The organism is Halorubrum sp. CSM-61 (assembly GCF_003781945.1).
In the GTDB taxonomy this organism is placed as follows: domain Archaea; phylum Halobacteriota; class Halobacteria; order Halobacteriales; family Haloferacaceae; genus Halorubrum.
In genome coordinates this window covers 130,727-157,581 of record NZ_RJJW01000005.1, presented here as the reverse complement: position 1 = coordinate 157,581, position 26,855 = coordinate 130,727, and the positions used below count along the sequence as shown (strand labels likewise).

Annotated in this window: 27 protein-coding genes and 1 tRNA gene; 17 read left to right on the top strand and 11 right to left on the bottom strand. The window is 70.4% G+C overall.

The window, feature by feature from the left end:
• Entirely contained in the window at window positions 1-1,122 is a 1,122-nt protein-coding gene (locus EDM04_RS10445) for a GTP-binding protein (RefSeq protein WP_123621822.1), read from the bottom strand.
• A gap of 90 nt (window positions 1,123-1,212) precedes the next feature.
• Between EDM04_RS10445 and EDM04_RS10440 the strand changes: the two genes are divergently transcribed.
• Entirely contained in the window at window positions 1,213-1,842 is a 630-nt protein-coding gene (locus EDM04_RS10440; RefSeq protein WP_123621820.1) for a hypothetical protein, read from the top strand.
• Here EDM04_RS10440 and yqeC read toward each other — a convergent pair.
• Window positions 1,839-2,570, bottom strand: coding sequence for a selenium cofactor biosynthesis protein YqeC (gene yqeC / locus EDM04_RS10435; protein ID WP_123621818.1), 732 nt, complete (start codon window positions 2,568-2,570; stop codon window positions 1,839-1,841). The genes EDM04_RS10440 and yqeC overlap by 4 nt on opposite strands.
• A gap of 105 nt (window positions 2,571-2,675) precedes the next feature.
• On the opposite strand from yqeC, the gene EDM04_RS10430 reads away from it, so the two are divergent.
• The 6 genes from EDM04_RS10430 (at window position 2,676) to EDM04_RS10405 (ending at window position 10,900) form a co-directional block, all read left to right on the top strand.
• Window positions 2,676-4,592, top strand: coding sequence for an aldehyde ferredoxin oxidoreductase family protein (locus EDM04_RS10430; RefSeq protein WP_123621816.1), 1,917 nt, complete (start codon window positions 2,676-2,678; stop codon window positions 4,590-4,592).
• Window positions 4,593-4,700: 108 nt separating this feature from the next.
• Window positions 4,701-5,441: a proteasome assembly chaperone family protein gene (locus EDM04_RS10425; RefSeq protein ID WP_123621814.1), complete on the top strand. Its 741-nt coding sequence runs from the start codon at window positions 4,701-4,703 to the stop codon at window positions 5,439-5,441.
• A gap of 73 nt (window positions 5,442-5,514) precedes the next feature.
• Window positions 5,515-6,567 carry an HTH-type sugar sensing transcriptional regulator TrmB gene (trmB, locus tag EDM04_RS10420; protein WP_123621811.1) on the top strand — a complete coding sequence of 351 codons (1,053 nt, stop codon included), beginning with the start codon at window positions 5,515-5,517 and terminating at the stop codon, window positions 6,565-6,567.
• A gap of 53 nt (window positions 6,568-6,620) precedes the next feature.
• Window positions 6,621-7,589 carry an aldo/keto reductase gene (locus tag EDM04_RS10415; RefSeq protein WP_123621809.1) on the top strand — a complete coding sequence of 323 codons (969 nt, stop codon included), beginning with the start codon at window positions 6,621-6,623 and terminating at the stop codon, window positions 7,587-7,589.
• A gap of 105 nt (window positions 7,590-7,694) precedes the next feature.
• The gene (locus EDM04_RS10410) at window positions 7,695-8,417 is read left to right on the top strand and encodes a hypothetical protein (RefSeq protein ID WP_123621807.1); all 723 of its coding nucleotides are present in this window, start codon (window positions 7,695-7,697) and stop codon (window positions 8,415-8,417) included.
• A 575-nt stretch (window positions 8,418-8,992) separates the two neighbouring features.
• Complete coding sequence (locus EDM04_RS10405) at window positions 8,993-10,900, top strand: DEAD/DEAH box helicase (RefSeq protein WP_123621805.1); 1,908 nt, start codon at window positions 8,993-8,995, stop codon at window positions 10,898-10,900.
• An 18-nt stretch (window positions 10,901-10,918) separates the two neighbouring features.
• On the opposite strand, the gene EDM04_RS10400 is transcribed toward EDM04_RS10405, so the two are convergent.
• A complete protein-coding gene (locus EDM04_RS10400; RefSeq protein ID WP_123621803.1) occupies window positions 10,919-11,659 on the bottom strand; it encodes a sugar phosphate isomerase/epimerase in 741 nt (246 codons plus the stop codon).
• A gap of 132 nt (window positions 11,660-11,791) precedes the next feature.
• Between EDM04_RS10400 and EDM04_RS10395 the strand changes: the two genes are divergently transcribed.
• The 4 genes from EDM04_RS10395 (at window position 11,792) to EDM04_RS10380 (ending at window position 16,535) form a co-directional block, all read left to right on the top strand.
• Window positions 11,792-13,549, top strand: coding sequence for a thiamine pyrophosphate-binding protein (locus EDM04_RS10395; RefSeq protein WP_123621801.1), 1,758 nt, complete (start codon window positions 11,792-11,794; stop codon window positions 13,547-13,549).
• An 87-nt stretch (window positions 13,550-13,636) separates the two neighbouring features.
• Window positions 13,637-14,077, top strand: coding sequence for a hypothetical protein (locus tag EDM04_RS10390; RefSeq protein ID WP_123621799.1), 441 nt, complete (start codon window positions 13,637-13,639; stop codon window positions 14,075-14,077).
• 85 nt (window positions 14,078-14,162) lie between these two features.
• Window positions 14,163-15,233: a Gfo/Idh/MocA family protein gene (locus tag EDM04_RS10385; RefSeq protein ID WP_123621797.1), complete on the top strand. Its 1,071-nt coding sequence runs from the start codon at window positions 14,163-14,165 to the stop codon at window positions 15,231-15,233.
• A gap of 81 nt (window positions 15,234-15,314) precedes the next feature.
• Complete coding sequence (locus tag EDM04_RS10380) at window positions 15,315-16,535, top strand: DUF418 domain-containing protein (protein ID WP_123621795.1); 1,221 nt, start codon at window positions 15,315-15,317, stop codon at window positions 16,533-16,535.
• 445 nt (window positions 16,536-16,980) lie between these two features.
• Here EDM04_RS10380 and EDM04_RS10375 read toward each other — a convergent pair whose 3' ends face one another.
• The 6 genes from EDM04_RS10375 to EDM04_RS10350 form a co-directional block, all read right to left on the bottom strand.
• Complete coding sequence (locus tag EDM04_RS10375; RefSeq protein ID WP_123621793.1) at window positions 16,981-17,700, bottom strand: fumarylacetoacetate hydrolase family protein; 720 nt, start codon at window positions 17,698-17,700, stop codon at window positions 16,981-16,983.
• Between the two features lie 54 nt (window positions 17,701-17,754).
• Window positions 17,755-18,183, bottom strand: a complete 429-nt coding sequence (locus EDM04_RS10370; protein ID WP_123621791.1) for a hypothetical protein — start codon at window positions 18,181-18,183, stop codon at window positions 17,755-17,757.
• The gene (locus EDM04_RS10365; RefSeq protein WP_123621789.1) at window positions 18,183-18,494 is read right to left on the bottom strand and encodes a hypothetical protein; all 312 of its coding nucleotides are present in this window, start codon (window positions 18,492-18,494) and stop codon (window positions 18,183-18,185) included. The genes EDM04_RS10370 and EDM04_RS10365 overlap by 1 nt, the downstream gene beginning before the upstream one ends.
• Window positions 18,491-18,778, bottom strand: a complete 288-nt coding sequence (locus tag EDM04_RS10360; RefSeq protein ID WP_123621787.1) for a ubiquitin-like small modifier protein 1 — start codon at window positions 18,776-18,778, stop codon at window positions 18,491-18,493. Before EDM04_RS10360 ends, EDM04_RS10365 begins: the two co-directional genes overlap by 4 nt.
• An 85-nt stretch (window positions 18,779-18,863) precedes the next feature.
• Window positions 18,864-19,247, bottom strand: coding sequence for a hypothetical protein (locus EDM04_RS10355; protein ID WP_123621785.1), 384 nt, complete (start codon window positions 19,245-19,247; stop codon window positions 18,864-18,866).
• An 84-nt stretch (window positions 19,248-19,331) separates the two neighbouring features.
• Window positions 19,332-20,330, bottom strand: coding sequence for a phosphate uptake regulator PhoU (locus EDM04_RS10350; protein WP_123621783.1), 999 nt, complete (start codon window positions 20,328-20,330; stop codon window positions 19,332-19,334).
• A gap of 429 nt (window positions 20,331-20,759) precedes the next feature.
• Between EDM04_RS10350 and EDM04_RS10345 the strand changes: the two genes are divergently transcribed.
• The 3 genes from EDM04_RS10345 to EDM04_RS10335 all read left to right on the top strand — a co-directional run bounded on the left by EDM04_RS10345 (window position 20,760) and on the right by EDM04_RS10335 (window position 23,248).
• Window positions 20,760-20,870, top strand: a tRNA-Glu gene (locus tag EDM04_RS10345).
• Between the two features lie 117 nt (window positions 20,871-20,987).
• Entirely contained in the window at window positions 20,988-22,214 is a 1,227-nt protein-coding gene (locus EDM04_RS10340; protein WP_123621781.1) for a cystathionine gamma-synthase, read from the top strand.
• 86 nt (window positions 22,215-22,300) lie between these two features.
• On the top strand, window positions 22,301-23,248 hold the full coding sequence (locus tag EDM04_RS10335) for a D-2-hydroxyacid dehydrogenase (RefSeq protein ID WP_123621779.1): 948 nt from the start codon (window positions 22,301-22,303) through the stop codon (window positions 23,246-23,248).
• Window positions 23,249-23,730: 482 nt separating this feature from the next.
• Here EDM04_RS10335 and EDM04_RS10325 read toward each other — a convergent pair whose 3' ends face one another.
• Window positions 23,731-24,297 (bottom strand): peptidylprolyl isomerase, encoded by a 567-nt coding sequence (locus EDM04_RS10325; protein ID WP_123621777.1) that lies wholly within the window; start codon window positions 24,295-24,297, stop codon window positions 23,731-23,733.
• A gap of 133 nt (window positions 24,298-24,430) precedes the next feature.
• Here EDM04_RS10325 and EDM04_RS10320 point away from each other — a divergent pair, with 133 nt between their 5' ends.
• The 3 genes from EDM04_RS10320 to truA all read left to right on the top strand — a co-directional run bounded on the left by EDM04_RS10320 (window position 24,431) and on the right by truA (window position 26,093).
• On the top strand, window positions 24,431-24,631 hold the full coding sequence (locus EDM04_RS10320) for a XapX domain-containing protein (protein ID WP_123621775.1): 201 nt from the start codon (window positions 24,431-24,433) through the stop codon (window positions 24,629-24,631).
• Window positions 24,632-24,708: 77 nt separating this feature from the next.
• A complete protein-coding gene (locus EDM04_RS10315; RefSeq protein ID WP_123621773.1) occupies window positions 24,709-25,206 on the top strand; it encodes a universal stress protein in 498 nt (165 codons plus the stop codon).
• Window positions 25,203-26,093, top strand: coding sequence for a tRNA pseudouridine(38-40) synthase TruA (gene truA / locus EDM04_RS10310; RefSeq protein ID WP_123621771.1), 891 nt, complete (start codon window positions 25,203-25,205; stop codon window positions 26,091-26,093). The genes EDM04_RS10315 and truA overlap by 4 nt, the downstream gene beginning before the upstream one ends.
• 14 nt (window positions 26,094-26,107) lie before the next feature.
• Here truA and EDM04_RS10305 read toward each other — a convergent pair whose 3' ends face one another.
• Complete coding sequence (locus EDM04_RS10305) at window positions 26,108-26,641, bottom strand: Rrf2 family transcriptional regulator (RefSeq protein WP_123621769.1); 534 nt, start codon at window positions 26,639-26,641, stop codon at window positions 26,108-26,110.
• Between the last annotated feature and the right edge of the window lie 214 nt (window positions 26,642-26,855).

Here is a 26,855-nt window from a genome sequence, read left to right as displayed (position 1 = left end):
CTAGAGCGGGAAGGCGTTTGCTGCCGCCGACGCCGAGGAGTCGGTGTCGGTCGCCGCCAACTCGTCGAGCTCCCCCCGGATCCGGGCTTCGTCCATCTCGCTGCCGATGAACACGAGCCGCGTGCGTCGGTCGTCGTCGGGTCCCCACTCGCCGATCGGTCCCGCCTGCACCGAGGGGCCGGCCTGACTGACGCCGATGACCTCGTCGGTGCCCGCGACGTTGGCGACGCCCTTCGCCCGCACGACGGCGCCGTCCCAGTCGGCGAGCCAGTCGGCGAACGACTCGGGATCGAGGGCGTCAGTGGACCGGTAGACGAACGAGTCGACGCCGTGGGCCGCCGCGGCGCCCTCGGCGTGGTCGTGGCCCCGATGATCGCCGTGGCGCTCGTCCTCGCCTCCGTTCTCCGCGATCGCGCGCTTCCATCCCGGCGACCGCTTGGCCGTCTCGAAGTCGAACCGCCCCGTGTCGAGCACCTCGCCGGGATCGACTTCGGAGTAGCTCGTCCGGATCCGCCTCGCCCGCGGGCCGAGCCGCTCGGCGACCGACTCGATCTCGTCGAGCACGTCGTCGGGGACCACGTCCGTCTTGTTCAACACGAGCACGTCGCAGAACTCGATCCCCTCGACGAGCACGTCCGCGAGGGGGCGGTCCGCGGCGGGCTCCCCGTCCCCGGGGAGGCCCTCCCCCGCGTCGAACTCCTTCCAGAACCCGTAGGTGTCGAGGACGGTCACCATCGTGTCGAGCCGGAAGCGCTCGGTGGGGTCGATCGCCGACTCGTCGGTCCCCTCCGTGAACGCCCGCGCGATCGGGATCGGCTCGGAGATGCCCGACGACTCGACGAGGAGGTAGTCGAACTCGCGGGACGCCGCGAGCGCCGCGGCCTCGCTCAGCAGGTCGTCCTGCAGCCGACAGCAGATGCAGCCGTTCGAGAGGTCGACGATCCCCTCCTCGTCGTTCTCGCGGGCGACCAGCTCCGCGTCGACGTTCACCTCGCCCATGTCGTTCAGGATGACGGCGATCCGTCGGTCGCCGGGGTTCGCGAGCAGGTGGTTCACCAATGTCGTCTTCCCGGCGCCGAGGTAGCCGCTGAGGACGGTGACCGGGATCCGGTCGTCTGTCATACGTGTGATCAACACCCACGACATTGTGAAACGATCGATCGGGACGATAGGGACGAACGTTCATCCCTCTCACCACCCTACCGACGGGCGATGGATCTGAGCGAGTCGAGGATCAGGGACAGCGCCCGGGCGTACGCGGAGGCGGAACCGCTGTACGACGTGGAGCGCCAGCACGTCGAGACGGTTCCTAAGACGTTCGCCGGCGACGAGTACGGGCGACGCGACGCCCAGTGGATCGTCAGGTGGTACTTCCGGCGGTACCTCGGCGACTACCCGGACCGCGAGCGACGCGAGCGGGAGGAGGCGTTCCGCGACAACGACTTCGACGACGTGGTCGACGCCATCGGAACCGCGGCCGACGCGGTCGGCGCGGGGACCGACGAGAGTGAGGAACCGGACCGAGATCCGCCGGACGTCGACGCCGCCGTCGACGCCCTCACCGCGCTCGACGGGGTCGACGTCGCGGTCGCGTCCGGCTTCCTCCAGTTCCTCGCGCCGACGCGATTCGTCGCGATCGACCGCCGGACGTGGGCGGTGCTGGTCGCGGCCGGGGAGCTCGACGGCGAGTACCCGGACCCGCCGTCCGTCGCCGACTACCGGCGGTTCGACGAGGCCTGCCGGGTCGTGACGGAACGCGCGGGCGTCGACGCGTGGACGCTGTACCGGGCGCTGTGGCGGTCGTTTTCGGAGATCGGAGACGCGCCTCCGGAATCGGCCTAGTCGACGACCTCGACGACCGGGTCGTCCGCGGTCATACGCGTGAGGAGGACGCGCGGCACGTTCGCGCGGAGGCGGATCTCCCCCGCGATCTTCCGGGCCGCGGCCGCGTCCGCCTCGTCGTCGACCTTGTTCACGACCGGGATCGCGGTCGCGTCGCTCGGGACGCCTTTCAGCCCGCCCGCCGGGCTCGCGAGCACCGTCGCGACGTCCGCGGGGCGGATCTCCGACCCGATCTCGCGGCCGGTGATCGCGGCGACCTCCTCCGGCCGGTGGACGAGCTCCTCGGTGAGGGGTTCGCCGACGACGTGCGCGCTCGCGATCGGGACGACGACGTCCGCGTTCGACGGGATCTGCGGTTCGCGGTCGCCCGGCGCTTTGAACTCGCGGAGGCGCGCGCCGTCCGCCTTCACGAGCGTCGCGCCCGGCGCGGCGTCGGCGAGATCGGCGACGGTGTCCGCGTCGTACCCGAGGTACCGGTCGGATCGCTCCCGCTCGGGGACCAGCCCGAGCGGCCACTCCTCGGGTCCCGCCTCGGCGAGCGCGGCCGCCGGGTCCTCCGTCACGCGCACCGCGGCGACCCGGTCGTCGAAGATCGGTATCCGGACGCTCGCGGTCACTACCGCTCGGTCGAGCCGGTCGGCCAGCGCGAACAGCACCGATTTCTTACCGCCGGCGCCGACGACGCAGACGGTGGCGTCGCGGGCGTCGAGCGCGGTCGTCAGGTCCATACGCGGCGTTCGATCCCCGGCCGTCTCAGTCTGGCGGTCGGTGAGACCGGCGATCGGGTTCCGTGGCGAACAGATTGATACGTCTCCGCCGCGCAGAGCGTCTGAATGAGCCGGAGCCGCACCCACGTCCTCCGGGTCGACCTCTCGACGGGCGAGACCGCCCGCGAGCGCGTCCCGCGAGAGTGGCGACGCGACTACGTCGGCGGGAAGGGGCTCGGAGCGCGCTACCTCTACGAGGAGCTGTCGCCGGGAGCGGACCCGACGGGACCGGAGAATCTCCTCGCGTTTCTCGGCGGACCGCTCTCGGGGTTCCTCCCGGGCGAGACGCGGTACGCCGTAGTGACGAAGTCGCCGCTCACCGGCGGCTTTCTCGACTCCTACGCCGGCGGCGCGTTCGCCGACCGGCTCGCCGGATCGCTCGACGACTGCCTGGGGCTGCTCGTGACCGGCGCCGCCGACCGACCGGTTCGCGTCGAGATCGAGGGGGGTCGCGCGCGGATCGCGGCGAGCGACGCGTGGGGAGACGACGCCGCCGAGACGGCCGAGCGGTTCCCGGACGCGGGGGTCGCCTGCGTCGGCCCGGCCGGCGAGCGCGAGGCGGTGTACGCGACGGTCGCGAGCGACGGCGGCGATCACCACGCGGGCCGCGGCGGTGCCGGGGCCGTGATGGGTGCGAAGCGGCTGAAGGCGGTCGTCGCTCGCGATCCCCCACCGACGGTTCCGGACGACCTCGCCGCGCTTCGGGACCGCGACGCGGCGGCCTACGAACGGGACGCGACGGGCGAGTGGCAGGCGGCCGGCGAGACCATCGAAACGGTCGACTACGCGAACGAGGTCGGCCTCCTCGCGGCGGAGGGGTGGACGGAGACCGGGTTCGCCGGTACCGACGACATCGGCGTCGAGGCCGCGCTCGAACGCGCGACGGGTCGCGAGGGGACGGACGACGATGCCCGGGACACGGACCCGGCCGTCCCCGGCGGCTTCCGGATCGAAACGTCCGAGGGCGAGGTGGTCCCCCGCGGCGCGGCGCCGATCACGCTCGGAGCCGGTCTCGGCATCGGCGACTTCGATCGGGTCGTCGAACTCTGCGGGATCTGCGACCGGCTCGGTCTCGACGTGATCGGGGCGGGCAACGCGGTCGCGTGGGCGATCCGCGCCGGCGAGGCGGGGATCGTCGACTGTCCCGTCGGCTTCGGCGACGCGGACGGTGCCGAGCGCCTGCTGGAGGCGATCGCGGCTCGAGAGGCCGCGGACGACCTCGACGCGGACCCGGAACTCCCGGACGCGCTCGCCGACGGCATCGACGCCGCCGCGGCTCGGTTCGGAGGCCAGGCGCTCGTGCCCACCGTGAAGTCGATGGCCCTGCCGGGCTTCGACCCGCGAGCGGCGGTCGGCGTCGCGCTCGCCTACGCGACGAGCGATCGCGGGGCGTGCCACCGTCGCGCGCGACCGCAGGACACCGAACCCGTCGATCGGCCCGACCGAACCCCGGCCGATCGGGTCCGCGACGTGGTCGGCGAACAGAACGCCCGGTCCGTGTTGTGGAGCCTCGTCGTCGACGACTTCGTCGGCGAGACCGTCGGGACCGATCTCGGCGCGGAGTGGCTCTCGGCGATCGATCACCCGACCGTCGCCGACGCCGATCGCGACGGTACGGACCGCGGCGACCCGGCCCGTAGAGCCGATCCCGAGGCGCGGACCGACCCGGTCGCGACGCTCGCGACGACCGGCGAACGGATCTGGACGCTCACGCGGCTGTTCAACGCCCGTGAGGGGTTCGACCGCGCGGACGACCGCCTCCCCGACCCGCTCCGCTCGGCGGCGGAGGACGGAACCCCGGGCGTCGACGGCGACGCGTTCGACCGTCTGCTGGACAGGTATTACGTGCTGCGCGGCTGGGGCGAGCGCGGACTTCCGACGCCGGAAACGGTCGAGCGGCTCGGGCTCGCTGCCGTCGTCGACGGCGCGACACCGCTGGACGACGGTTCGATAGATCCCCCCGCGGCGACCCCGGAAGACTGAATCGCGTCGAAGTCGACCGCCGGACGTCGGGATGGTACAGGTCCGACGCGCGGTAGAGAACCGCGGAGAGCTACTCACTATTAACCCGCCGCCCGGAGAAGCGGGCGTATGCCGAACTCGCCACGCGACGGCCCGTCCTTCAGCGTCACACACGAATCAGCGCCGAGCGACGTGCTCGTCGCCGGATTCGCGTCGTTCGGACTCGCCGAACTGACTGCCGTTGACTACCTCATCAAGAACCTCGAGCTCGAACAGACGGGATTCGTCCGAGCCGAAGGGCTCCCGTCGATCACGCCCTTCGAGAAGGGGCGTCCGCGGCACCCGCTCCGACTGTACTCCGACGACGACCTCGACGTCACCGTGCTCGTGGCCGAGCAGTTCGTTCCGCCCGTGCTCGGCGAGCGGCTCGCGGCGGCCGTCCTCGACTGGACGGAGTCCGCGGGCGTCTCGGAGATCGCGGTGCTCTCCGGCGTTCCGATCCCGCACGGTCCGGACGCCCACCGCACCTTCTACGTCGCGACGGACGACTACCGCGAACGGCGTCTCGACGACGACCGGGTCCCGCCGATGGAGTCGGGGTTCCTCGACGGGACGAACGCGTCCCTGCTCGAACGGGGAATCGACTCCCCGCTCGGCGTCGGCGTGTTCATCACGCCGGTCCACGCGCAGGCGCCGGACGCCGACGCCGCGGTGCGGCTCGTGGACACGATCGACGAGACGTACGATCTGGGCGTCGACTCGGGGCCGCTGGCGTCGTTCGCGGCCGACGTGCGCCGCCACTACGAGGACCTGGCCGAGCGGATCGAGGAGCGCGAGCCCGACGGGACCTACGATCGAATGTACATGTAGGACGCGGCTCTGAAAACGCGTGCTACTCGGCTCATAGTAAAAAGCTATACCGGAGGACCGTCTCGACACCTCTATGACCGACGATCTCCGCGGCACGCTCGACCGCGTCGGGGACCGATTCAACCTCGGCGAGTACGAGATCGACGCGTACCTCGCCGTGTTAGAACACGGCGAGCTGACCGCGAGCGACATCGCCGACCGGACCGACATCCCGCAGCCGCGCGTGTACGACACGGTCCGAAGCCTCTCGGACCGGGGGCTCGTGGAGCTCCGCGAGTCCCGCCCGATGAAGATCGTCGCCGTCGACCCGGAGGACGCGTTCGGGGAGCTCCGGTCGTCGTTCGCCGAGATGGTCGACGAGCTGGAGGCCCGCTACACCGCGCCGACCCGCGAGACCGAGGCGGTGTCGCTGGTGAAGTCGCGATCGACGATCCTCCGATACCTCGAAGAGGTGATCGCCGGCGCCGAGTACGAGCTCGCGTTATCGCTCACGCCGGGGCTGCTCCGCCGCTTCCGCGACGAGCTCGCGGCGAAGGTCCAGGCGGGCGTCAGCGTCGAACTGCTCGTCACGCCCGCCTCGCGCGCGCCGGACCCCGACGAGTTCGACTACCTGGAGGTCGCGACCATCGCCCGCGCCCGCCGCGGGATCACCACCCCGATCCTGGCCGTGGGCGACGGCGAGTACTCGGTGTACGCCACGCAGGACGCGCTCCGCGACGACCGCGAGCGCTACGGCGTCATCTTCAACCGCTCCGCGCTCGGGTTCCTCGTCTCCGGCTTCTTCGGCACCGTGCTGTGGACGACCGCCGAGACGCTCGCCGCCGACGGGGCCGCCCGCCCGTTCCCGCGCCGCTACGCCTCGATCCGCCGCGCGGTCAAGGACGTCCGCGAGTTCGAGGGCGAGGAGTTCTACGCGACCGTGGAGGGGCGCGACATCGAGACGGGCGACTCGGTGACCGTCCGGGGGCGCGTCGTCGACCTCGCGTTCGAGGACACCGAGGAAGTCGCGTCGCTCACCGTCGAGACCGAGACCGGCCGGGTCGCCATCGGCGGTCGCGTCGCCGCCCTCGAGGACGTCGAGGGACAGGAGATCGTCATCGGACGCGGCGAGCCGCCCGCGCTGTGATCGGGGCGTCGCTCGCGCTGTGATTTTTTAAGTCCCGGGCCCGCTCGATCCGTATGGAGTACACGACGCTGGGCGACACCGGCGCGAGCGTCAGCCGGCTCGCGCTCGGCTGTATGAGCTTCGGGAGCGAGCACGAGTGGATGCTCGACGAGGAGGAGGGACGGGAGCTGATCGAGCGCGCGATCGACCTCGGTATCACCTTTTTCGACACGGCCAACGTCTACTCGAACGGCGAGAGCGAGGAGGTCCTCGGCGACGTGCTCGCCGAGTACGACCGCGACCGGTTCACCGTCGCCACCAAGGTGTACGGCGAGATGGACGAGTCGAACCCCAACTCGGGCGGGCTCTCGCGGAAGGCGATCGAACAGGAGCTTGAGAACAGCCTCGACCGGCTGGGAATGGACACGGTCGACCTCTATCAGATCCACCGGTGGGACTACGACACGCCGATCGAGGAGACGCTGTCGACGCTCGACGACGCCGTGCGACGCGGGAAGGTGCGGTATATCGGCGCCTCCTCGATGTGGGCTCACCAGTTCGCCGAGGCGTTGCACACCAGCGACCGGGAGGGGTACGAGCGGTTCGTTACGATGCAGAACCTCTACAACCTCGCGTACCGCGAGGAGGAGCGCGAGATGGTCCCGCTCTGCGAGAAGGAGGGGATCGGAATGATCCCGTGGAGTCCCGTCGGCGCCGGCTACCTCGCGCGCCCGTACGAGCAGGACGACGCGACGACCCGCGGGGGACACGAGACGGCGCTCGGACGCCCGTACCGCGAGGGCGGCGGCGAGGAGATCAACCGTCGGGTCGAGGAGCTGGCCGACGAGAAGGGCGTGCGGATGGCCCAGATCGCGCTCCGCTGGGTCGCCGGGCAGGAGGTCGTCGACGCCCCCATCGTCGGCACATCCAGTGTCGAGCACCTCGAGGACGCCGTCGAGGCGCTCGACGTCGACCTCTCCGAGTCGGACGTGGAGTGGTTAGAGGAGCCGTACGAGCCGGTCCGCGTCTCCGGCCACGAGTAGCGCGCGACCGCCGTGCGGAGACTTCCGGGATCTCGGAACCGATCCGCAGACCGCACCCCTGTGCCGCCGTAACACACTTAAGAGCACACTCTGTACCAACACTCAGTGGCATCCCGACAGGGCGGGCCGGGAGACGCCGAGTCATCCCGTCCCGGATCGACGGAGCGTCGGACCGCGTCCTCGACCGCGCCGGCGGGGTCTCGCCGGCGAACGACGACGAGATCCGGTACCCTCCCGCACGGGCCGGACGCGGACGCCCCCCGCTCTCGGCGACCGAGAGCGGGCAAGCGTCACTCCGCGGGCAGAACGCCCGAGGACCCGCCCGTCCGCGACCCCGGGCGCTACGCCCTCACCGATCACTTCCGCGAGCGGCTGGAACAGCCCGGCCGATACGTCTCGACCCGGACCGTCAGCGACGCGATCCGGGACGGTCAGCTCCGCTGGAACCGGACCGACGGCTGGCGGTTCGCCCTCGTCGACGGCGGGATCCGGTTCGTCGTCGTCGTGAGCGACACGGAGACGAACTCCCCGGTCGTCGTCACCGGCTGGACCGAGGTGGCCGACCGCGAGGCGGCCCTCGACGCCCCCCGCTGGGATCCCGTCGACGTCGACACCATCGCCGTGCGGGCGGCGTTGAGCGAGTCCGCCGCCACGCCGATCCCCGACCGGATCCGACCCCGGACGGTGACGCGCCCCTTCGTCGTCGGCGAGCACCGGCTCGAAACGGAGCCCGGCGAGCCGTTCGTCCGCTGTACCGCCTGCGGGTGCCGGTTCCGGTCGAAGGACGCGATCACCGGCCGCGGCTGTCACGGTCCATCCGGTCGATAGCGGGAGTACGTCTCGCACGTTAGTTGATCGAGGTTTTATACGTGATCGGGTGACGTTGCTAGCGGCTGTTTATAAGTGATCGACGGTATTGCGGTGAACACCTCCAAAGCCCCAGTCGCTGTGGGCGGCGCACGCTCGCTGCGCTCCTCGCTCGCGGTGCTCGCTGCGGTGCTTACGTCGCCTGCGCCGCCCACAGCGACTGCCCCTTTGAATCCCACCCGCACAGCACCGCAACCGCGCCTCACGCCTCCCCAGCCTCGTCGCTGGCGGCGATAGCCGCCAGCGACTCCCTCGCACCGTCGGTTCGCGGCCCTACGGGCCGCTCACCGGGGCGCGCCACCGCGTTGTTCTTTATAAGCGATCGTCGCCATCGCTCACGGATCCTTTAAGTACTGATTCGCCACCACCGATCTGCAATACTTACTCCCGCAATCAATCAGGAAGCACCCCTCAGCGACCGGTCGTTTCGGGTGAGCATATCTCCGAACGGTAGGGTTTTAGCGGAGCCCCTTCGCCCCACTCCGCCCCCGGCCGCGGACGCTATCCATTTCCCCCTCGCGACCGAACCGGGGGCAATGACCGACGACTCCGGCGACTCCGAGCCCACCGCCGGTGACGCCGACGATTCCGACGACACCGCAGAGGAGCTCTCGCTCGATCGTTTCCACGAGGCGTTAGAGGCCGAGGAGCGACCGGTCGCGACCGCGAGCGAGGTCGCGAGACGGCTCGGCACCTCGCAGGCGGCCGCGCGCGACGCCCTCGCCGCGCTCGTCGACCGCGGCGACGTGGACCGGCTCGACGTCGAGAGCGACCCCGTCGTCTTCTACCCGACCGACTGGGGCCGGCTGGCGACCCGCGAGCGCGTCGTCGCGTTCCCCGACCGCCGGGAGATCGTGGTCGACCGCCCGACGCAGTTCACCCGCGCGCGGCTCTCGCAGTTCGCGCACCTCGTCGACACCACCGGCACCGAGCCCGACACGCGCGGGTACCTCTACCGCATCCGGCAGGAGGACGTGTGGGCCGCGCCGTTCGAGGACGCCGACGGCCTCATCGCGGGCCTCCGGTCGGTGCTCCCGCGCCGGTTCGACCACCTCGAAGACTGGATACGCGACCAGTGGCGCCGCGCGCACCGCTTTCGACTGTATACCCACGAGGACGGCTACGTCGTCCTCCAGGCCGCAAGCGAGAGCCTGATGGGGAACGTCGCGGACCAGCACCTCGACGCCGATCACCTCCGCGCGCCCATCTCCGAGACGGAGGCGTGGGTGAACGAGGACGCCGTCGCCGCGGTCAAACGCGCCCTCTACGACGCCGGCTACCCGGTCGAAGACGACCGCGACCTCGACGTGGGCGACCCCGTCGACATCGACCTGACGACCGACCTCCGCGACTACCAGGAGACGTGGGTCGAGACGTTCCTCGACGCGCGCTCCGGGGTGTACGTCGGCCCGCCGGGCTCCGGCAAGACCGTCGCCGCCATCGCGACCATCGCGGCGGTCGGCGGCGAGACGCTCATTCTGGTCCCCTCCCGCGAGCTCGCCGGGCAGTGGCGCGAGGAACTGCTCGACCACTCCACGATCGATCCCGCCGACATCGGACTGTACCACGGCGGTCAAAAGGAGATCCGGCCGGTCACGATCGCGACCTACCAGATCGCCGGGATGGACCGCCACCGGGCCCTGTTCGACTCCCGGAAGTGGGGGCTGATCTGTTTCGACGAGGCGCATCACATCACAGCCCCTATATTTTCACGGTCTGCAGAGTTGCAAGCAAAACACCGCCTCGGCCTCTCGGCCACGCCCGTTCGCGAGACCGGCAGCGAGGAGGAGATCTACACCCTGATCGGGCGACCGATCGGCGCCGACTGGGACGAGCTGTTCGAGGCCGGCTTCGTCCAGGAGCCGGAAGTGGAGATCCGGTACGTCCCGTGGCGCGACGAGATGGCGCGCAACGAGTACGCCAGCGCCGACGGCCGAGAGCGACGCCGGCTCGCGGCCGAGAACCCCGCGAAGATCGAGGAGATTCGGTACCTGCTGGCCGCCCACCGCGACAAGAAGGCGCTCGTGTTCATCGAGTACCTCGATCAGGGCGAGGCGATCGCCGACGCGCTCGGCGTCCCCTTCGTCAGCGGCGAGACGCCCCACTACGAGCGCGCGGAGCTGTTCCGGCGGTTCCGGAAGGAGGACGAGGGGAGAGACGGCGACGACCGCGACCGCGACGAGGTCGACGCCCTCGTGGTCTCCCGCGTCGGCGACGAGGGGATCGACCTCCCGAACGCCGAGCTCGCGGTCGTCGCCAGCGGTCTCGGCGGCTCGCGGCGACAGGGGTCACAGCGCGCAGGCCGGACCATGCGGCCGACCGGCTCCGCGCTCGTGTACGTGCTCGCGACCCGCGGGTCGAGCGAGGAGGAGTTCGCCCAGCGACAGATGCGGCACCTCGCGCGCAAGGGGATCCGGGTGCGGGAGACGAACGTCGCCGAGTAGGCGGCGAGACGCGCCGGACTACTCCAGCGCGTCCCGCAGGACCCGCGCGCCCTGTTCGACCGACGCGATCGCGTCGGTGGGGTCGTCGTCCTCGTAGACGAGCCACTCGCAGTCGGCGTTTCGCGCGCTCGCGACGACCGCGTCGAGGTCCACGTCGCCGTCGCCGAGCGCGACCGGCTCGCCGCCGTCGACGTCGACGTCGGTGGCGTGAACGTGCGTGATCCGGTCGGCGTGTCGGTCGATGAAGGCGGCGGGGTCCGCCCCGCCGACGAGCGCCCAGCCCACGTCGATCTCGAAGCCGACGAGGTCGTCGGTCCGGTCGATTAGCCGCTCGATCGCGGGCTCGCCGTCCACGGTCGCGAACTCCTCGTGGTGGTTGTGGTACGCGAACCGGACGCCCACCGCCTCGAGGGCGTCCGCGATGTCGTCGAGCCGCGCCGCGACCTCGTCGACGGCGGCCGCGTCCTCGAACTCCTCCCCGTCGATCCCCGGGACGACGAAGGTGTCGACGCCGAGCCGGTCGTACAGGTCGACGGTCTCGTCGAACTCGTCTTCCAGCGCCTCGATCTGCACGTGCGCGGACGCGGCGGCGAGTCCGTTCCGGTCGAGCGCCGCCAGCACGTCCTCGACCGGCGACTCGCGGACCCGGTAGGCGAACTCCACCCCGTCGTAGCCGGCCGCTCCCACCCGATCGAGCAGTTCCGGGAGCGACGCGTCGAGCGAGCGTAACGTGTACAACTGGACCGCGATGTCTACCATACCGCCACTCTCTCGGCCAGCGACGTAGCCGTTCGGGTGGTTCTCGGCCGCGGGGCCGGCGACGCTCCGGCGGCGCCCGCCGGAATCCTCGGCCGTCGAAGGTTTCAACACCCGGTCCGTCGACCTCGCGGTATGGACACGGACGAGTCCCCGAGCGGTACGAACCCCGACGATCCTCGGACCGGCACGGGTCCGAACGCGGGCGACGCTCCGACGGTCGCCGAGGCGGTCGTCGACTGCATGCTCGGTCGCGGGATCGACGTCGCGTTCGGGATCCCCGGCAAGCAGACCCTCCCGCTGAACCGAGCGCTCGGCGAGCGCGACGCCCGGTTCGTCGTCGCGCGCCACGAGACGGCGGTGACCCATCAGGCGTGGGGGTACGCGGAGACGAGCGAGCCCGGAGCGATGGCGGCGTCGATCGTCGTCCCGGGCCCCGGCGACATGAACGCGATGAACGGGCTGAAGAACGCCCTGAACGACTGCGTCCCCCTCCTCCACCTCGCGGTCGAGACCGAACGCGAGGTCCGCGGGGGCGACGGCATCCACGAGACGCCGCCCGAGACGTACGACGCGGTGGTCAAGGAGAACGTCCTCGTGGACTCGCCCGCCGGCGCGGTCCCGGCCGTCGCCGAGGCGATCCGGGTCGCCCGCGAGCACCCCCAAGGTCCCGTCCGCGTCGGGATCCCGAAGGACGTGCTCGCGAGCCGGACGCCCCAGCCGGCGGTCGGAGAGCGCGAGCCGGCCGCGCCTCCCGCCCCGCCCGCGGACGCCGTCGATCGGGCCGCCGACCTGCTCGCCGGGGCCGACGCGCCGGTGCTCCTCGCGGGCGGCGGCGTCAGGCGCGCCGGCGCGAGCGACTCCCTCCGCGCCGTCGCCGAGCGCCTCGACGCCCCGGTCGTCACGACCTACAAGGGGAAGGGGACGCTCCCCGAGACGCACCGCCTCTCCGCGGGCGTGCTCTGTGGCGGGTCGAGCGTCGAACTCCGCGAGCTCCTCGCCGACGCCGACCGCGGGCTCGTCGTCGGCTCCGACCTCGACGCGGTCGCGACCGCCTCGTGGTCGGTGTCGCTGCCCGAGTCGCTGGTCCACGTCACGCTCGACGGCGACGACATCGGGTTCGGCTACGACGCCGACCTCGGCGTCGTCGCGGACGCCGACCGGTTCCTGCGAGCGCTGGCGGCTCGGCTGGACGGGCGGTCCGCCGACGAGCCGGCCGGCTCGTCGGGGTCGCCGACCGGCGCCGCGCGGGCCGAGGCGGTTCGCTCCGCGGACCGAGAGCGGTTCGACGCGGTCGCCGACGAGCGCGCCCCCGACAACCCCCTCAGCTCGGTCGAGGCCCTCCGCGAGGTCCGCGAGGCGCTCCCGTCGGAGGCCGCGGTCACCGCGGACGCGGGCGGGTCCCGGCTGTGGACGCTCGTCTCGTTCCCCGCGGCCGGCCCCTCGCGGTACGTGAACCCGGGATCGTGGGCGACGATGGGGACCGCGCTTCCGTCGGCGATCGGGGCGAAGCTCGCGGGCCCCGACCGCGACGCGGTTGCGCTCGTCGGCGACGGCGGTCTCATGATGTGCGTTCACGAGCTGCACACGCTGGCCGCGGAGGGACTCGACGTGACCGTCGTCGCGTTCAACAACGACGACTACGCGATCATCAGCGAGGAGGCGTCGCGGTCGTACGACCTTCCGCCGGGCGCGTACGGCTGGGCCGAGGCGGGGCTGGACCTCGTCGCCGTCGCCGAGGGGATGGGCGTCGGCGCCGAGCGAGTGACCGATCGGGACGGGGTCGGCGAGGCGGTCGCCTCCGCGCTGGACCGGGACGGGCCCGCGCTGATCGAGGTCGTCACCGACCCGGACGAGCCGCAGGCGAGCGAGTGGATGACGCGGGAGCGGTGAGCCGGTCGCGTTTCCCCCGTTCCCTTCACCGCTCGCGTTTCGGGTATCTGAAGCGAGGTATATGCCGGTGGAGACGCGAGGCCGACCATGCGCAATCCCTGGGTCCACGACGACGTGCCGGCGGACGCCGGCTCCGGGTACGACGGCCACGTGCGACTCTTCGCGACGGTCGTTTGGGGCGTGCTCGCCGTCGCCGTCGGCGGGTTCGTCCTCCTCTCGGGGACGGGGACCGTCGATCCCGGACTCGGCGAGTCGGCGGCGTCGATCGTCACCCTCGTCGTCGGCGCGCTGGCCGCGGTACTGCTGTGTCCGCTCCTCCTGCGGCTCCTCCTCGTCTCGCGGCTCTTGGCGACGCTCGCGTTCCTCGGGAGCGGCTGGCTCCTCGCGCGGTTCGTGTGGGCCCGGGAGTCGGAACGGATCGAGGAGTTCCTGACAGGCGGCGAGCGCCTCGGCGCCGGCGCGGAGTCGATCGATCGGCTGATCGAACTGCTCGACGTGCTTTTCGCCGCGTTCGCGGTGGTCTCGTAACTCTCCTCGGCATCCGGCGTCTCGACGGGTCCTCCACTGCTGCCCGGAGCGTGAGCCTTAACAACATCCGTTGTGAATTCGGCGTATGACTCACGCGAACGACGTGGCCGTCGGGATCGTCGGCCTCGGCGGGATCGGGAACCACCACGCGACGAGGCTCGTGGAGCGCGGCGCGAACCTCGTCGGCGGGATGGACATCGACGCGGACGCGCGCCGGCGGTTCCACGAGGAGTTCGACGTTCACGCCTACGAGGACGACACGGACCTCTACGAGGAGTGCGACGCCGTCCTCGTCACGACGCCGAACCGGTTCCACGAGCAGTACGCGGTCTCGGCGCTCGAAGCCGGCCTCGACGTGCTCTTAGAGAAGCCGCTGGCCCACAACATCGAGAGCGCGGAGCGCATCGCCGAGGCCGCCCGCGAGGCCGAGGGGTTCTGTATGGTCGGGTTCAACAACCGCTTCGCGGAGCCGGTGCAGGTGCTGAAGGAGTACCAAAAGGAGGGGCGGTTCGGCGAGACGACCCACGTCGAGGCCAACTACGTCCGCCGACGCGGCGTCCCCGGCCGCGGCTCGTGGTTCACGTCCAACGAGATCGCCGGCGGCGGCGCGCTCATCGACATCGGCGTCCACGCGATCGATCTGTCGCTCTACTTCCTCGATCACCCCGAGGTCGTCGAGGTCTCCGGCGAGACGCGCTCGGAGTTCGGGGCCCGCGACGACTACGCGTACGTCAACATGTGGGGCGGCGACGACGGCCCCGAGGGGTTCGACGTCGACGACTCCGCGTCGGCGTTCATCCGCGACGCCCACGGCAACACCGTCTCGCTGGAGGTCGCGTGGGCGACGAACCGCCCGACGAACGACGAGTTCGTGATCCGGGGCACGGAGGCGGGCGCGACGTTCGACCGCGGAAGCAACGAGCTCACGATCCACGAGGCGACCGCGTTCGACGGCGAGAACCACCACTTCTCCGACGCCGAGATCGAGACGCGGGAGGGCGACAGCCACGCCGCCGAGCAGGCGGCGTTCCTCGAGGCGGTCGCCGCGGGCGAGGCGCCCGACATCAACACGGTCGAGGAGGCGCTGTCCGTTCAGCGCGTCATCGACGCGATCTACCGGTCCTCGGAGCGCGGCGAGGCGATCAGGCTGGACTGACCGGGGCATCCGGCCGAACTACCGCTCTCTACCCGCTATCCGAACCTATTCGGTCCTGCGTTCCCTTTTGCGAGCCAACTCGTGACCCGCGATTCCGGCCCGACGCCGCCCTCTGACCGAATCGTTTCCCTCGACGCGCTCAGGGGGCTCGCCCTGCTCGGCATCCTCCTGATCAACGTCTGGTCGTTCTCGATGCCCGAGCAGACGCTGTTGAACCCCACCGTCTACGCCGACGGGGCCGTGTACGGTGACTTCACCGGCGCGAACTACTGGGCGTGGGCGTTCAGCCACGTGTTCGCCCAGAACAAGTTCATCACGCTGTTCTCGGCGCTGTTCGGCGCGGGGATCCTGCTGTTCGTCGACAGCAAGAACGCGAAGGGGCAGGACGCGGTGCGGCTCCATTACCGGCGGACCGCTATCCTCATCGCCATCGGGCTCGTGCACGCGTACCTGCTGTGGTACGGCGACATCCTCGTCGCGTACGGGGTGACCGCGCTGGTGGTCGTCGCGTTCCGGAACCTCGACGCGCGACAGCTCGCGGGACTCAGCGCCGTCTTCCTGCTTTTCATCCCCGTGACGGAGCTGCTCGCGGCGATCAGCCTCGGCGGCGACGCGGTCGCGGCCCAGTGGGCGCCGTCCGAGGCCGCGATCCGACAGCAGGTCGCGGCGTACCGCGGCGGGTGGCTCGAACAGCTCGACCACCGCGTCGCCTCCTCGTTCGACCGACAGACGACCGGCTATATCGGCGGGAGCTTCTGGCAGGTCGGCGGCACCATGCTCCTCGGGATGGCGCTGTACCGCTGGGACGTGCTGACCGGCGAGCGGTCGGCGGCCTTCTACCGCCGCCTCGTCGCGCTCGGCGTCGTCGGCCTCGCGATCACCGTCGCCGGCGTCGCCTACATCGAGGCCAACGACTGGAGCGCCGACGCCGCGCTGTACTGGCGACAGTTCGTCTACGTCGGCAGCTTCCCCCTCGCCGGCGGCTACCTCGGGCTCGTAATGTTGTACGCCCGGCGTCGCCCGGACGGCCCCGTGACCCGCGGGCTCGCCGCGGTCGGCCGGACCGCGTTCACGAACTACCTGCTCCAGACGGTGATCGCCACCTCCGTCTTCTACGGCCACGGGCTCGGCCTGTTCGGCTCCGTCAGCCGCGTCGAACAGCTCGGGTTCGTCGCCGCCGTCTGGGCGGTGCAGATCGTGTTGTCGGTGGTGTGGCTGCGGCGCTTCCGGTTTGGTCCAGTAGAGTGGGTGTGGCGGACGCTGACGTACGGGGAGCGGCAGCCGATGCGAAATCCGGACTGAGTGGAGATCGGGCGCGGTGGAGGGCTCGACGGGAACCGTGTCGGGATTCGTTTCTGCGCTCCGATCAGTCGTTTATCAGTGTTTGACAGCTGCACGACGGTGAACACCGCCAAAACCCCAGCCGCTCGCTTATACGTCGTTGACGCCGGAGAGTCAGTGAACACCGCCAAAGCCCCAGCCGCGAGGACTCGATGCGCTCGCTGCGGTCCTCGTCGTTCACTGCGTTCACTCCTGCGGTCCTTGCATCACGCGTCTTCGTCCTCGCGACTGCCCCTTTGAGTCCCACCCCGCACCGCGACCGCCCCCCACCTCACACCTCCCCAGCCTCGTCAGTCGCCGTCGCTTCGCTCCGGCGACTGACTCCCTCGCGCGCGCTGACTCGCGGCCGCCAAGGGCGGCCGCTCGCAGGCGCACGCCACCGCACACCCTTTAAAAGCGTTCTCGGTCACTCCCCCTCGACGACGGGGTTCGACAGCGTCCCGACGCCCTCGTAGGTGATCTCCACGCGCTCGCCAGGCTCGACGAGCCCCGGGTTCGCCGGGCTCCCGAAGGCGACGCAGTCGCCGGGCTCGAAGGTGAACCGCTTCGAGAGGTACGAGACGATCTCGCGGGGACCGAACAACATTAGCTCGGTGTTGGCGTCCTGCCGCTGTTCCCCGCCGACCGTCGTCGAGATGTCGAGGTTCGTCGGGTCCACGTCGGTCTCGATCCACGGCCCGAGCGGCGCGGAGCCGTCGAACGCCTTGCGCGCGGTCCGGCCCTGCTGGTCCAACGCGTCCACGTCGTTCATGACGGTGTACCCGCGGACGACATCGGGCACGTCCTCGGGGTCGACGTCGCGGCACCGCTCGTCGATGACGGCGACCAGCTCGCCGGCGTAGGTCAGCTCGTCGGTCCACTCGGGATACCGGATCGACTCGCCGTGCGCGAGCAGGCTCGCGGGCGGCTTGATGAAGAAGTCCGGCTCCTCCGGTCGTTCGTACTCCATCTGGTCGAGCGTCTCCGCGTAGTTCCGGCCGACGCAGTAGAGCGCGCTCGGGTCGCAGGGCGGGAGGAGCCGCCCGTCGCGGCCGACCTCGTACCGGCCGTCCTCGGCGACGATGACCCCGTCCTCGTAGCGCCCCGAAACCGGTCCCTCCGGCGTGAGCAGGCGAGCGAGTCGCATGTCGGCACGTCTGCGCGGGGCGCCGAAAAGGCGTCGGTGGCCGCAATCCGGCCGTCACTCCCCGTCGCGGTCGCCGGCCTCACCGCTCTCGTCGGAGACGCCGATCACGACGCCGGACCGGATCTCCAGTGCGGTCTCGAACTCCGCCCGTCGGTCGCCGTCGCCGGCGCGCTCGACGGCGGCCTCGTGGGCGCGAGCGACCGCGTCGCGCTCGCGGTCCGAGAGCTCGAGCCGGTCGGCGAACCCCTCCCAATGGTCGGGCTCGACGAGGAACGTCTCGCGGTCCGGTTCCGCCGCAATCTGCTCGTACCGCCGGCGGTACTCGCCCAGCCGCGGGCCGAGGTCGGCCTGCACCCGCGCGAGCAGTTCGGGGAGGCGCTCGGCGGGGACGCTCGCGAGCGCCGCCGCCTTCACGAGGGCCGCCCCCTCGATCGGATACGGGCCGGGCGATCGGGAGTCGTCGGGGTCGTCGCCGTCGGCCATCACCCGCCGGCGCGCATCGCTTTCTGCCGGTACCTCGGGAGCAACGCGGCGAGCGCTTCGGGATCGCCTACGAACGACGCGGTCACCTCGGTGAGCGAGATTGCGCCGGCGGCGGTCACCTTCTCGGCGCTGAGCGCGACGCGCCACCCGTCGCCGTCCACGCGGGTCGCCTCCGCGGGGTCGTCGGTCCCGACGAGCTCGCCGCCGAGGTTGACGAGGTAGTGGGCCGCGAGGCGCCGCGAGATGCCTCGGTACTTGATCTCCTTCCGCTCCCAGCCGTCTTCGGCCGGCGGGAGCTCCGCGTCGCTCACGGCTCACCACCGCCCGCGACCGGCGGGAACACGGAGACGCGGTCGCCGTCGTCGAGAGCGGTGTCGAGCCCGTCGAGGTGCAGCACCTCGCGGCCGTTCTTCAGGACGTTGATCTGCGGAGCGAGGTCGCCGTCGACGATGAGGCGGCCGTTCATCCCCTCGTACTCCGCCTCCAGCTCTCGCAACACGTCGCCGACGGTCGACCCGTCCGCGAACTCCGCGGTGACGGTCTTCCCTCCGGCGGCCTCGCGGAACGTCGCGAAGAACCGCAGTTCGAGTTCCATACCTACCGATCGAACCCCGACGGCTTAAAAACGGGCGACGCCGGGGATCCGGCGGCGCCGTCGGCGGCGACGCCCGACTCGCCCCCTAGAGGTCCGACAGCCGGATCCCGTCTTCCACGAGCCGGAAGTTGCGCTCGCGGTCGAGCTCGTCGCCGAGCCACTCGTGTTCGTACAGCTGCCCGATGAGCTCCAGGTAGAGGTTCCGCCACGCGATGGCGTAGATCGGCGACTGACCCCACGCGCGCAGCTCCGGGACGAACTCGTGGTACGTGCTCGCCTGCGCCTCCATGCGCTCGACCGCGTCGGCGACGACCTCGGCCGCCTCCGCCGGCTCCGCGCCCGCGATCTCGTCGTTCAGTCGGGACTGGATCCCGGCGATCGCGCGTCGCATGTCCTGCTCGGCCGTGCCGCCCTCCTCCGGCAGCGACTCGACGACACCCTTCGGCACGCCGAGTTCGATCTCTGGCATACCGACCCGTCCGACTGCGACGCCCAAAAAACCCGCTTCTCCGGCGATCCGACCGGCGGTCGTGGTCGTTCGGAGAACCTCAGCTCACGGCGTCGGCGCGGCCTTCTGTAGCGCCGTCTCCGCGACGTTACCGCCGTAGTCGGCCGACCGGAGCACGGAGTCGACGACCAGCCCGAGCAGCTGCGCGCGGGTCGGGTCCAGCTCGCGGAGCAGCTCGTCGATCGCGCGCACCCGCTCGTCGATCGCCCGGACGCCGGTGCGCGCCTCGTTCGCGAGGGCGGTCGCCTCCTCGCTGTCGTCCGCGAACAGCGCGTCCATCGACGTGTCGATCACCTCGACCGCGTCGCCGTAGAGGTCGTTGACCGCCTCGACCACGTCGTCGGGCAGCGGTTCCTCGATGCTCAGCGTCAGATGGGCGATCTTCGTCGCGTGGTCGCCGATCCGCTCCAGTTGGCGGGCGCTGGAGTGGTAGTCGAAACACTCCTCGCGCGGGAGCCCGAGCTCCTCGGCCGCCTTCGGCGTCCGGAGGGTCGCCCGGAAGATCCGCGAGACGACGAGCCAGAGCCGGTCGAGGTCGTCGTCCCGTCCGATCACGTCGCGCGCGAGGTCGTGGTCGCGTTCGGAGAGCGCCGCGATGGCGTCCTCGAGCATCGACAGCGAGATCAGCCGCATCCGCGTGACCGCGTTGTGGATCGACAGCTCAGAGGAGTCGAGGAGGTCCTGGACGACCACTCGGTCGCGGGTCTCCTCTAACACCTCCAGTCCGACGAGGCTCTGGACCGCCTCGCGGACCGTCGACCGCTGCTCGGTGGTGATCTCGGCTCCTTCGAGTTCGATCACGTCGAACCCGCTGACGTACATCGTCGTCACGGCGCGGGTGAGCGCCTGTCCCGACAGATCCGAGATATCGAGCGTCCCGCGGGTGCGCTCCTCCTCGGAGCGCGGCGTGAGGAACAGCGAGTCACCGTCGGGATGGAACTCGATCTCCGTTCCCGCCTCGACGTCGTTGTCGGTCGCCCACGTCTTCGGAATCGAGACCGTGTACGTCGAACCGCCGGTGACTTGCACCTTCCTCGTCTCCATACCACGATATCACATCCCATATACCTTAAATCTGTTCGAAATATATACCGGGGTACTACGGCCTCTACCCGTCGATATATCGGTACTTAAATGAGCGTTCGAACATCGTCCGGCAGAAATATCGGTCGGTGATTATCCCACTATGTTTTATATAGGACTATATACTTTCCCCCGGAATTGGATCGAGACACCGGCGTTCACAGCAAATTCGGGGTCGGAACCGTCAATTCCCGCTCCGGGACTCACGTCGGCCGCGACGTCGGCGATGGTCGAGCCCACCGCGGGCGCGACGACCAGGACCCGAACCGAAACGAGGACTGACAGCGGGCCGGGGCCCGGGCCGAACCGGACGACGTGACCCTGCCGACGCCTCCCACGGTGCGGCGAGTTAAGAAGAGTTAAATTGGATGGGGCACAAGCCGAAATTGCGCTCGGTTGGTGTAGTCCGGCCAATCATGTTGGCCTTTCGGCAGACGCGGCGCGACGGCGCGCCGGTTTGGAAGACAGCCGACGACCAGGGTTCAAATCCCTGACCGAGCACTTCTCACGGTCTCACGCCGCCAGCGGCCGCGCTGTGGCTCGCGGATTCCATCTCTCCCTCGCCTCTGACCGCCCCGGAAGGGGAAGAATCACTTCCCTCGGCGACGACCGTCGGGTATGAGCGACCGATCCGACGACGTCGAGGGCGACGACTCCCGCGAGGGGGGCGGATCCCGCGAGAGCGACGCCGACGACTACCGCTTCGAGACCCGGGCGATCCACGCCGGCCAGGAGCCCGACCCGGAGACCGGCGCGCTGATGACGCCGATCCACGCGAACTCCACGTATAAACAGGACGGACCGGGCGAACACCGCGGGTACGAGTACAGCCGGACCGGGAACCCGACCCGGACCGACCTCGAGGCCAACCTCGCCTCGCTGGAGTCGGGGAGCCACGCGCGCTGTTTCGCCTCCGGGATGGCCGCGATAAACACCGTTCTCAACCTGCTGGAGGCGGGCGACCACGTCGTCGCCGGCGACGACGTGTACGGCGGGACCCACCGCATCCTCACGCAGGTGTACGAGCAGTACGACTTAGAGACCTCCTTCGTCGACACGACCGACCACGACGCGGTCCGGGCGGCGTTGCGCGAGGAGACGGAGCTCGTGTGGGTCGAGACGCCGACGAACCCCCTGATGAACGTCAACGACATCGGCGCGCTCGCCGAGATCGCTCACGAGGCGGACGCGCTCTGTGCGGTCGACAACACGTTCGCGACCCCGTACCTCCAGCGCCCGCTCGAACACGGTGCCGACATCGTCTCCCAGTCGCTGACGAAGTACCTCGGCGGTCACTCCGACACCATCGGCGGCGCGCTGATCGTCGACGACGCCGACCTCGACGAGCGGCTCGGCTTCTACCAGAACTCGGTGGGCGCGACGCCGGGCCCGTTCGACTCCTTTCTCGTGTTGCGCGGGACGAAGACGCTCTCCGTCCGGATGGACCGCCACTGCGAGAACGCGATGGAACTGGCGCGGTGGCTGGAGGACCACGAGGACGTGAGCCGCGTCTACTACCCCGGACTGGAGAGCCACCCGGACCACGAGCTCGCGGCGGAGCAGATGGACGCGTTCGGGGGCATGCTCTCGTTCGAGTTCGACGGCACCCTCGATCAGGCGTCGGCCGTGGTCAGCGAGACCGAGGTGTTCACGCTCGCGGAGTCGCTCGGCGGCGTCGAGAGCCTGATCGAGCAGCCGGCCGCGATGACCCACGCGGCGATCCCCCGTGAAGAGCGGCTCGCGGCCGGGCTCACCGACGGGCTCATCCGCGTCTCGGTGGGGATCGAGCACGTCGACGACATGAAGGCGGACCTCCGGCGGGCGTTCGACGCGGCGCTGAAGTAGGCGGACACCGCCGGACACGCCCGACGGATCCGGCACCGGTCGCCGGACGGCCACCCTTTTTATCCGTTGCGTCGAGTTTCTCCCCCATGAGCGACCCAGACATCGTCGTGTTGCGACAGACGATCCACGGCTCCGGCGGCGAGGAGCTGGCAGCGGCGATCCGCGAGCGGCTCCCGGACCGATCGGTCGCGCTGGCTCGGACGCCGGCGGAGGAGCGCGAGCTGCTCGAAACCGCGCGGATCGCGGTCGGGCTCGACGTCGACGAGGAGCTGCTGGCCGCCGCCGAGAACCTGGAGCTGTTCGCGTGCGTGTTCGCCGGGACCGGCCACCTCCCCCGAGACGCGCTCGAGGACCACGGCGTCGCCCTGACGAACGCCTCGGGCGTCCACGGGCCGAACATCGCCGAGCACGTCCTCGGGTCGATGATCACCCACGCCCGCCAATGGGCGCGCGCGCACCGCCAGCAGGAGCGCCGGGAGTGGCGGAGCTACGAGACGACCGAGGTGTACGGCTCGACCGTCGCGATCGTCGGGCTCGGCGCGATCGGCGAGGCGGTCGTGGACCGGTTGGAGCCCTTCGACGTGGACACGACCGGCGTCCGGTACTCGCCCGAGAAGGGCGGCCCGACAGACGAGGTGTACGGGTTCGACGAGTTCCACGACGCGATCGCGGACGCCGAGTACGTGGTGCTCGCGTGCCCGCTCACGGAGGCGACCCGGGGGCTCGTCGACGCCGACGCGCTCCGGACAATGCGAGCCGACGCGGTCCTCGTCAACATCGCCCGCGGTCCGGTCGTCGACACCGACGCGCTCGTCTCGGCGCTCCGGAACAGCCGCATCCGCGGGGCCGCGCTCGACGTGACCGACCCCGAGCCGCTCCCCGAGGACCACCCGCTGTGGGGGCTCGGCAACGTCACGATCACCCCGCACAACGCCGGCCACACCCCGCACTACTACGAGCGCGTCGCCGACATCCTCGCCGAGAACGTCGGTCGACTCGACGGCGGCGAGGAACTGGAGAATCGGGTCGTTTGAGCTGACTACTGGGTAGATCGCGATTACTTATAAATAGCTGTGCGGTGGCGCGTCCCGGTGAGCGGCCCGAAGGGCCGCGAAACCGCCGGTGCGAGGGAGTCGGGCGGCCGGCGCGAAGCGGAGGCCGGCCGACGAGGCTGGGGAGGCGTGAGGTGCTGTGCGGTACGGCGGGCGGGACTCAAAGGGGCAGCCGCGAGGAGCGCGCACGCTCGCTGCGCTCCTCAGTCGCTCGTTTCACTCGCTCCTTGCGGTGCTTACATCGCCTCCGCGCTCCTCGCGGCTGGGGCTTTGGAGGTGTTCGCCGCCGATCCGCAGTCAAACACGTATAGCCGAGCGGCTGGGGCTTTGGAGGTGTTCGCCGCCGATCCGCAGTCAAACACGTATAGCCGAGCGGCTGGGGCTTTGGAGGTGTTCACCACAGAGAAGCCGATCGCTATCGGATCAACGCCAACCGCTTAAAAGGAATATCCCGGATCGCCGTCTTACTCGTCGACCGTGACCTGCTCGATCTCGACCGTGTCGCGGGGCTCGTCGCGGCGGTCGGTCGGGACGGAGCCGATATCCTCGACCACGTCCATCCCGTCGATGACCTGCCCGAAGACGGCGTGCTTGCCGTCGAGGTGGGGCGTGGCGTCCAGCGTGATGAAGAACTGCGAGCCGTTCGTGTTCGGGCCGGAGTTCGCCATCGAGAGGATTCCCGGGCCGTCGTGGGTGAGGTCGTCGTGGAACTCGTCGTCGAACTGGTAGCCGGGGCCGCCGCGACCGGACTCCTGCGGGTCGCCGCCCTGGATCATGAAGTCTTCGATGACGCGGTGGAAGACGTTGCCCTCGTACAGCGAGTCGCCGCGGACCTCACCGCTCTCGGGGTCCTCCCACGTGTTCGTGTCGCGGGCGGGGTCGGCGTCGGCCGCGGGGTCGTGACGCGCCAGTCCGAGGAAGTTCTCGACCGTCTTCGGCGCGCGGTCGGCGAACAGCTCGACGACGACGTCGCCGTGATTCGTCTGCAGCGTCACCTGCGGGTTGTCGGGGTTGGAAACCTCTCGTGCCATGTCCCCGTGGAGGGGCGCCCGTCTGAAAACCCTGCCCATCCGCGGCGTAGCCGGGGATCGGCCGGCCCCCACAGATCGCACCGCATCGGTCGGGAACGCCGCCCTTATGAGTCGACGCCGCCGAACCGACGACATGAGTTCCACGCCCGTGATGACGGCCGCGGCCCTGATCGTCGGCCTCACGGTCGGCGCGCTGTTCGCCTTCCTCCGCGTCCCGATCCCCGCCCCGCCCGAACTGCCGGGGGTGGTGGCGATCGTCGGGATCTACCTCGGGTTCAAGCTCGTCGGCTACGCCGGCGTCGGCTTCGACCTGCTCGACTCGCTCGGGCTGTAGCGCCGCGTCTCCAGGTCCTCGCGTCCCGTTTCGCGACGGCCGGTACCGTTTTCCACTCGGCGGGCGGACCCTCACGTATGTACGACGACATCCTCCTCCCCGTGGCGCCGGGCGGGAAGGCGAACGACGCGATCCCGCACGCGAAGAGCCTCGCGGAGCGGTACGACGCGACCGTCCACGTCGTCTCCGCGATCGACACGGTCGCCCAGACGCTGCGCGGGCCTCAGGCCGGCGCGTTCGCGGAGCGCGTCGAGGACGCGGCCGAGGAGCGGGTCGAGACGGTGACGGCGGAGCTGGAGTCGGCCGGCGTCGACGTGGTCGGTAACGTGATTCGCGGCGAGCCCCTCGAGGTCATCGAGAACGCGATCGGCGACGTGGGCGCCGACATGGTCGTGATGCCGAGCCACGCGCGCTCCGGGATCCGGCGCGTCCTCCTCGGGAGCGTCACCGAAAAGGTGGTGCGCGTCTCCCCCGTCCCGGTCGTCACGGTGCCGATGGCCGACCGCGATAAGGGGGATGAGGGTGCAGTCGCGGGCGAGGACGCCGACGCGGACGACGTCTCCGACGCGGAGTGACCGACGCCTCGCGCTCGGCGACCCGCGCGTTCCGGGTCGCGTACGACGGCCGCGAGTACGCCGGCTTCCAGCGCCAGCCCCACGCGACGACCGTCGAGGGGACCCTGCTGCGGGCGCTCGCCGAACACGGGGTCCTCGACCGCGGCGACGGGCCGACGCACGCGACGCCGCCTGGGTACGCCGCCGCGGGGCGGACCGACGCCGGCGTCTCCGCGGTCGCGCAGACGGTCGCGTTCGCGGCGCCGGACTGGCTCACGCCGCGGGCGTTCAACGGGCACCTCCCGGGCTCGGTACGCGTGTGGGCGGCCGCCGACGCGCCGGACGGGCTCCACGCCACCCACGACGCCGTCCGGCGGACCTACCGGTATCACCTGTTTGCGCCCGCTCGCGGCGAGGAGGGTACGAACTGCGACCACGCCGTCGACGACGACCGCGTCCGCGACGCGCTCGCTCGTCTCTCGGGCGAGCACGACTTCCAGAACCTGACGAGCGACGAGACCGGAACGGTCCGGGATCTAACCGCGAGCGCGACCCGAGAGGGCGACCTCCTCGTCGTCGAGGTGAGCGCCGGTGGGTTCCCGCGGGCGCTCGTGCGCCGGCTGGTCGCCACGGTTCGGGCGGTCGGGCGCGGCGCGGCCGACCTCACCCTGATCGACCGGCTGCTGGCTCCCGAACCCGTCCCAGGAGAGCTTGGGATCGGCCCCGCGCCTCCGGAGCCGCTGGTCCTTTGGGACGTGTCCTACGACGGCGTCTCCTTCGCGGTCGACCCCGAGGCGGCCGAGAGCGCGCGCGTCGCCCTCGGAGAGCGCTACCGCGACGCACGACACGCCGCCGCGGCGACGGGCGCGATCCGAGACCGGATCGCGGAGACCGATGCGACCCGATAGGCCGGCTGCCTGCGCTACGCCGCCCGTTCCGTGCCCGGCGTCTCCATGCCCTCGACGCGGACCAATAGGGTGTTTCCGTCGACGTGGGTCGCGTCGACCACCCCCGAGAGCCGGAGCCCACCGCCCGGCGTCGGACCGACGGTCACGCGATCGCCGGCGTCGAAGGAGCCGACCGGGCCGCGGATCACGAGTTCCGCCCGACACAACTCGGGATTGGCGACGCTGGAGAGGTCGATCTCCTCGACGTTCACCTCCTCTACCGGGTCGCCTTCGCGTTCGACGGGCGTGCGGGCGGCGTCGTTCATCCGTGCGACGCCGAGGGTCTCGTAGGCGGCGTCGGTGGGGACATAGCCGCCCTCGGGGCCGGCGACTCCCTCGACGAGCCCGATATCGCGCAGGCTCTGCATCCGGTTTCGGACCGTCCCCGCGTTTCGATCGATCGACTCGGCGATCCGCGAACCGGACACCGGTCGGTCCGCGTTCTCCGCGAGGTTCACGAGGGCCGTGAGCACCCGTTTCTGACTGCTCGTGAGCTGTATCGTCGACATGGACGCACCAATCGCATTTTGGTGTATAAACGTTTGGCTAAATCTCCCTTATACTGTTGAATAGATATTTCTCGCGGAGATACGGTTTTGTTCGTCACAAAATATCGGATTTACAATCTAGGCGTGGTATAACACCACCACGGAGACGCGCGCCCTTCCTATCTCTCGTATTTTCTGGGTATTATTTGACATACAGTGTAGAAGTACGAACAGA

Coding starts and splice junctions, on each gene's coding strand:
- EDM04_RS10405 (WP_123621805.1), top strand. CDS start 8,993: ATGACCGACGACTCCGGCGACTCCGAGCCCACCGCCGGTGACGCCGAC.
- yqeC (WP_123621818.1), bottom strand. CDS start 2,570: ATGGACCTGACGACCGCGCTCGACGCCCGCGACGCCACCGTCTGCGTC.
- EDM04_RS10425 (WP_123621814.1), top strand. CDS start 4,701: ATGCCGAACTCGCCACGCGACGGCCCGTCCTTCAGCGTCACACACGAA.
- EDM04_RS10315 (WP_123621773.1), top strand. CDS start 24,709: ATGTACGACGACATCCTCCTCCCCGTGGCGCCGGGCGGGAAGGCGAAC.
- EDM04_RS10305 (WP_123621769.1), bottom strand. CDS start 26,641: ATGTCGACGATACAGCTCACGAGCAGTCAGAAACGGGTGCTCACGGCC.
- EDM04_RS10350 (WP_123621783.1), bottom strand. CDS start 20,330: ATGGAGACGAGGAAGGTGCAAGTCACCGGCGGTTCGACGTACACGGTC.
- EDM04_RS10335 (WP_123621779.1), top strand. CDS start 22,301: ATGAGCGACCCAGACATCGTCGTGTTGCGACAGACGATCCACGGCTCC.
- EDM04_RS10385 (WP_123621797.1), top strand. CDS start 14,163: ATGACTCACGCGAACGACGTGGCCGTCGGGATCGTCGGCCTCGGCGGG.
- EDM04_RS10395 (WP_123621801.1), top strand. CDS start 11,792: ATGGACACGGACGAGTCCCCGAGCGGTACGAACCCCGACGATCCTCGG.
- EDM04_RS10370 (WP_123621791.1), bottom strand. CDS start 18,183: ATGGCCGACGGCGACGACCCCGACGACTCCCGATCGCCCGGCCCGTAT.
- EDM04_RS10415 (WP_123621809.1), top strand. CDS start 6,621: ATGGAGTACACGACGCTGGGCGACACCGGCGCGAGCGTCAGCCGGCTC.
- EDM04_RS10440 (WP_123621820.1), top strand. CDS start 1,213: ATGGATCTGAGCGAGTCGAGGATCAGGGACAGCGCCCGGGCGTACGCG.
- trmB (WP_123621811.1), top strand. CDS start 5,515: ATGACCGACGATCTCCGCGGCACGCTCGACCGCGTCGGGGACCGATTC.
- EDM04_RS10390 (WP_123621799.1), top strand. CDS start 13,637: ATGCGCAATCCCTGGGTCCACGACGACGTGCCGGCGGACGCCGGCTCC.
- EDM04_RS10360 (WP_123621787.1), bottom strand. CDS start 18,778: ATGGAACTCGAACTGCGGTTCTTCGCGACGTTCCGCGAGGCCGCCGGA.
- EDM04_RS10320 (WP_123621775.1), top strand. CDS start 24,431: ATGAGTTCCACGCCCGTGATGACGGCCGCGGCCCTGATCGTCGGCCTC.
- EDM04_RS10325 (WP_123621777.1), bottom strand. CDS start 24,297: ATGGCACGAGAGGTTTCCAACCCCGACAACCCGCAGGTGACGCTGCAG.
- EDM04_RS10355 (WP_123621785.1), bottom strand. CDS start 19,247: ATGCCAGAGATCGAACTCGGCGTGCCGAAGGGTGTCGTCGAGTCGCTG.
- EDM04_RS10400 (WP_123621803.1), bottom strand. CDS start 11,659: ATGGTAGACATCGCGGTCCAGTTGTACACGTTACGCTCGCTCGACGCG.
- EDM04_RS10375 (WP_123621793.1), bottom strand. CDS start 17,700: ATGCGACTCGCTCGCCTGCTCACGCCGGAGGGACCGGTTTCGGGGCGC.
- EDM04_RS10340 (WP_123621781.1), top strand. CDS start 20,988: ATGAGCGACCGATCCGACGACGTCGAGGGCGACGACTCCCGCGAGGGG.
- EDM04_RS10430 (WP_123621816.1), top strand. CDS start 2,676: ATGAGCCGGAGCCGCACCCACGTCCTCCGGGTCGACCTCTCGACGGGC.
- EDM04_RS10445 (WP_123621822.1), bottom strand. CDS start 1,122: ATGACAGACGACCGGATCCCGGTCACCGTCCTCAGCGGCTACCTCGGC.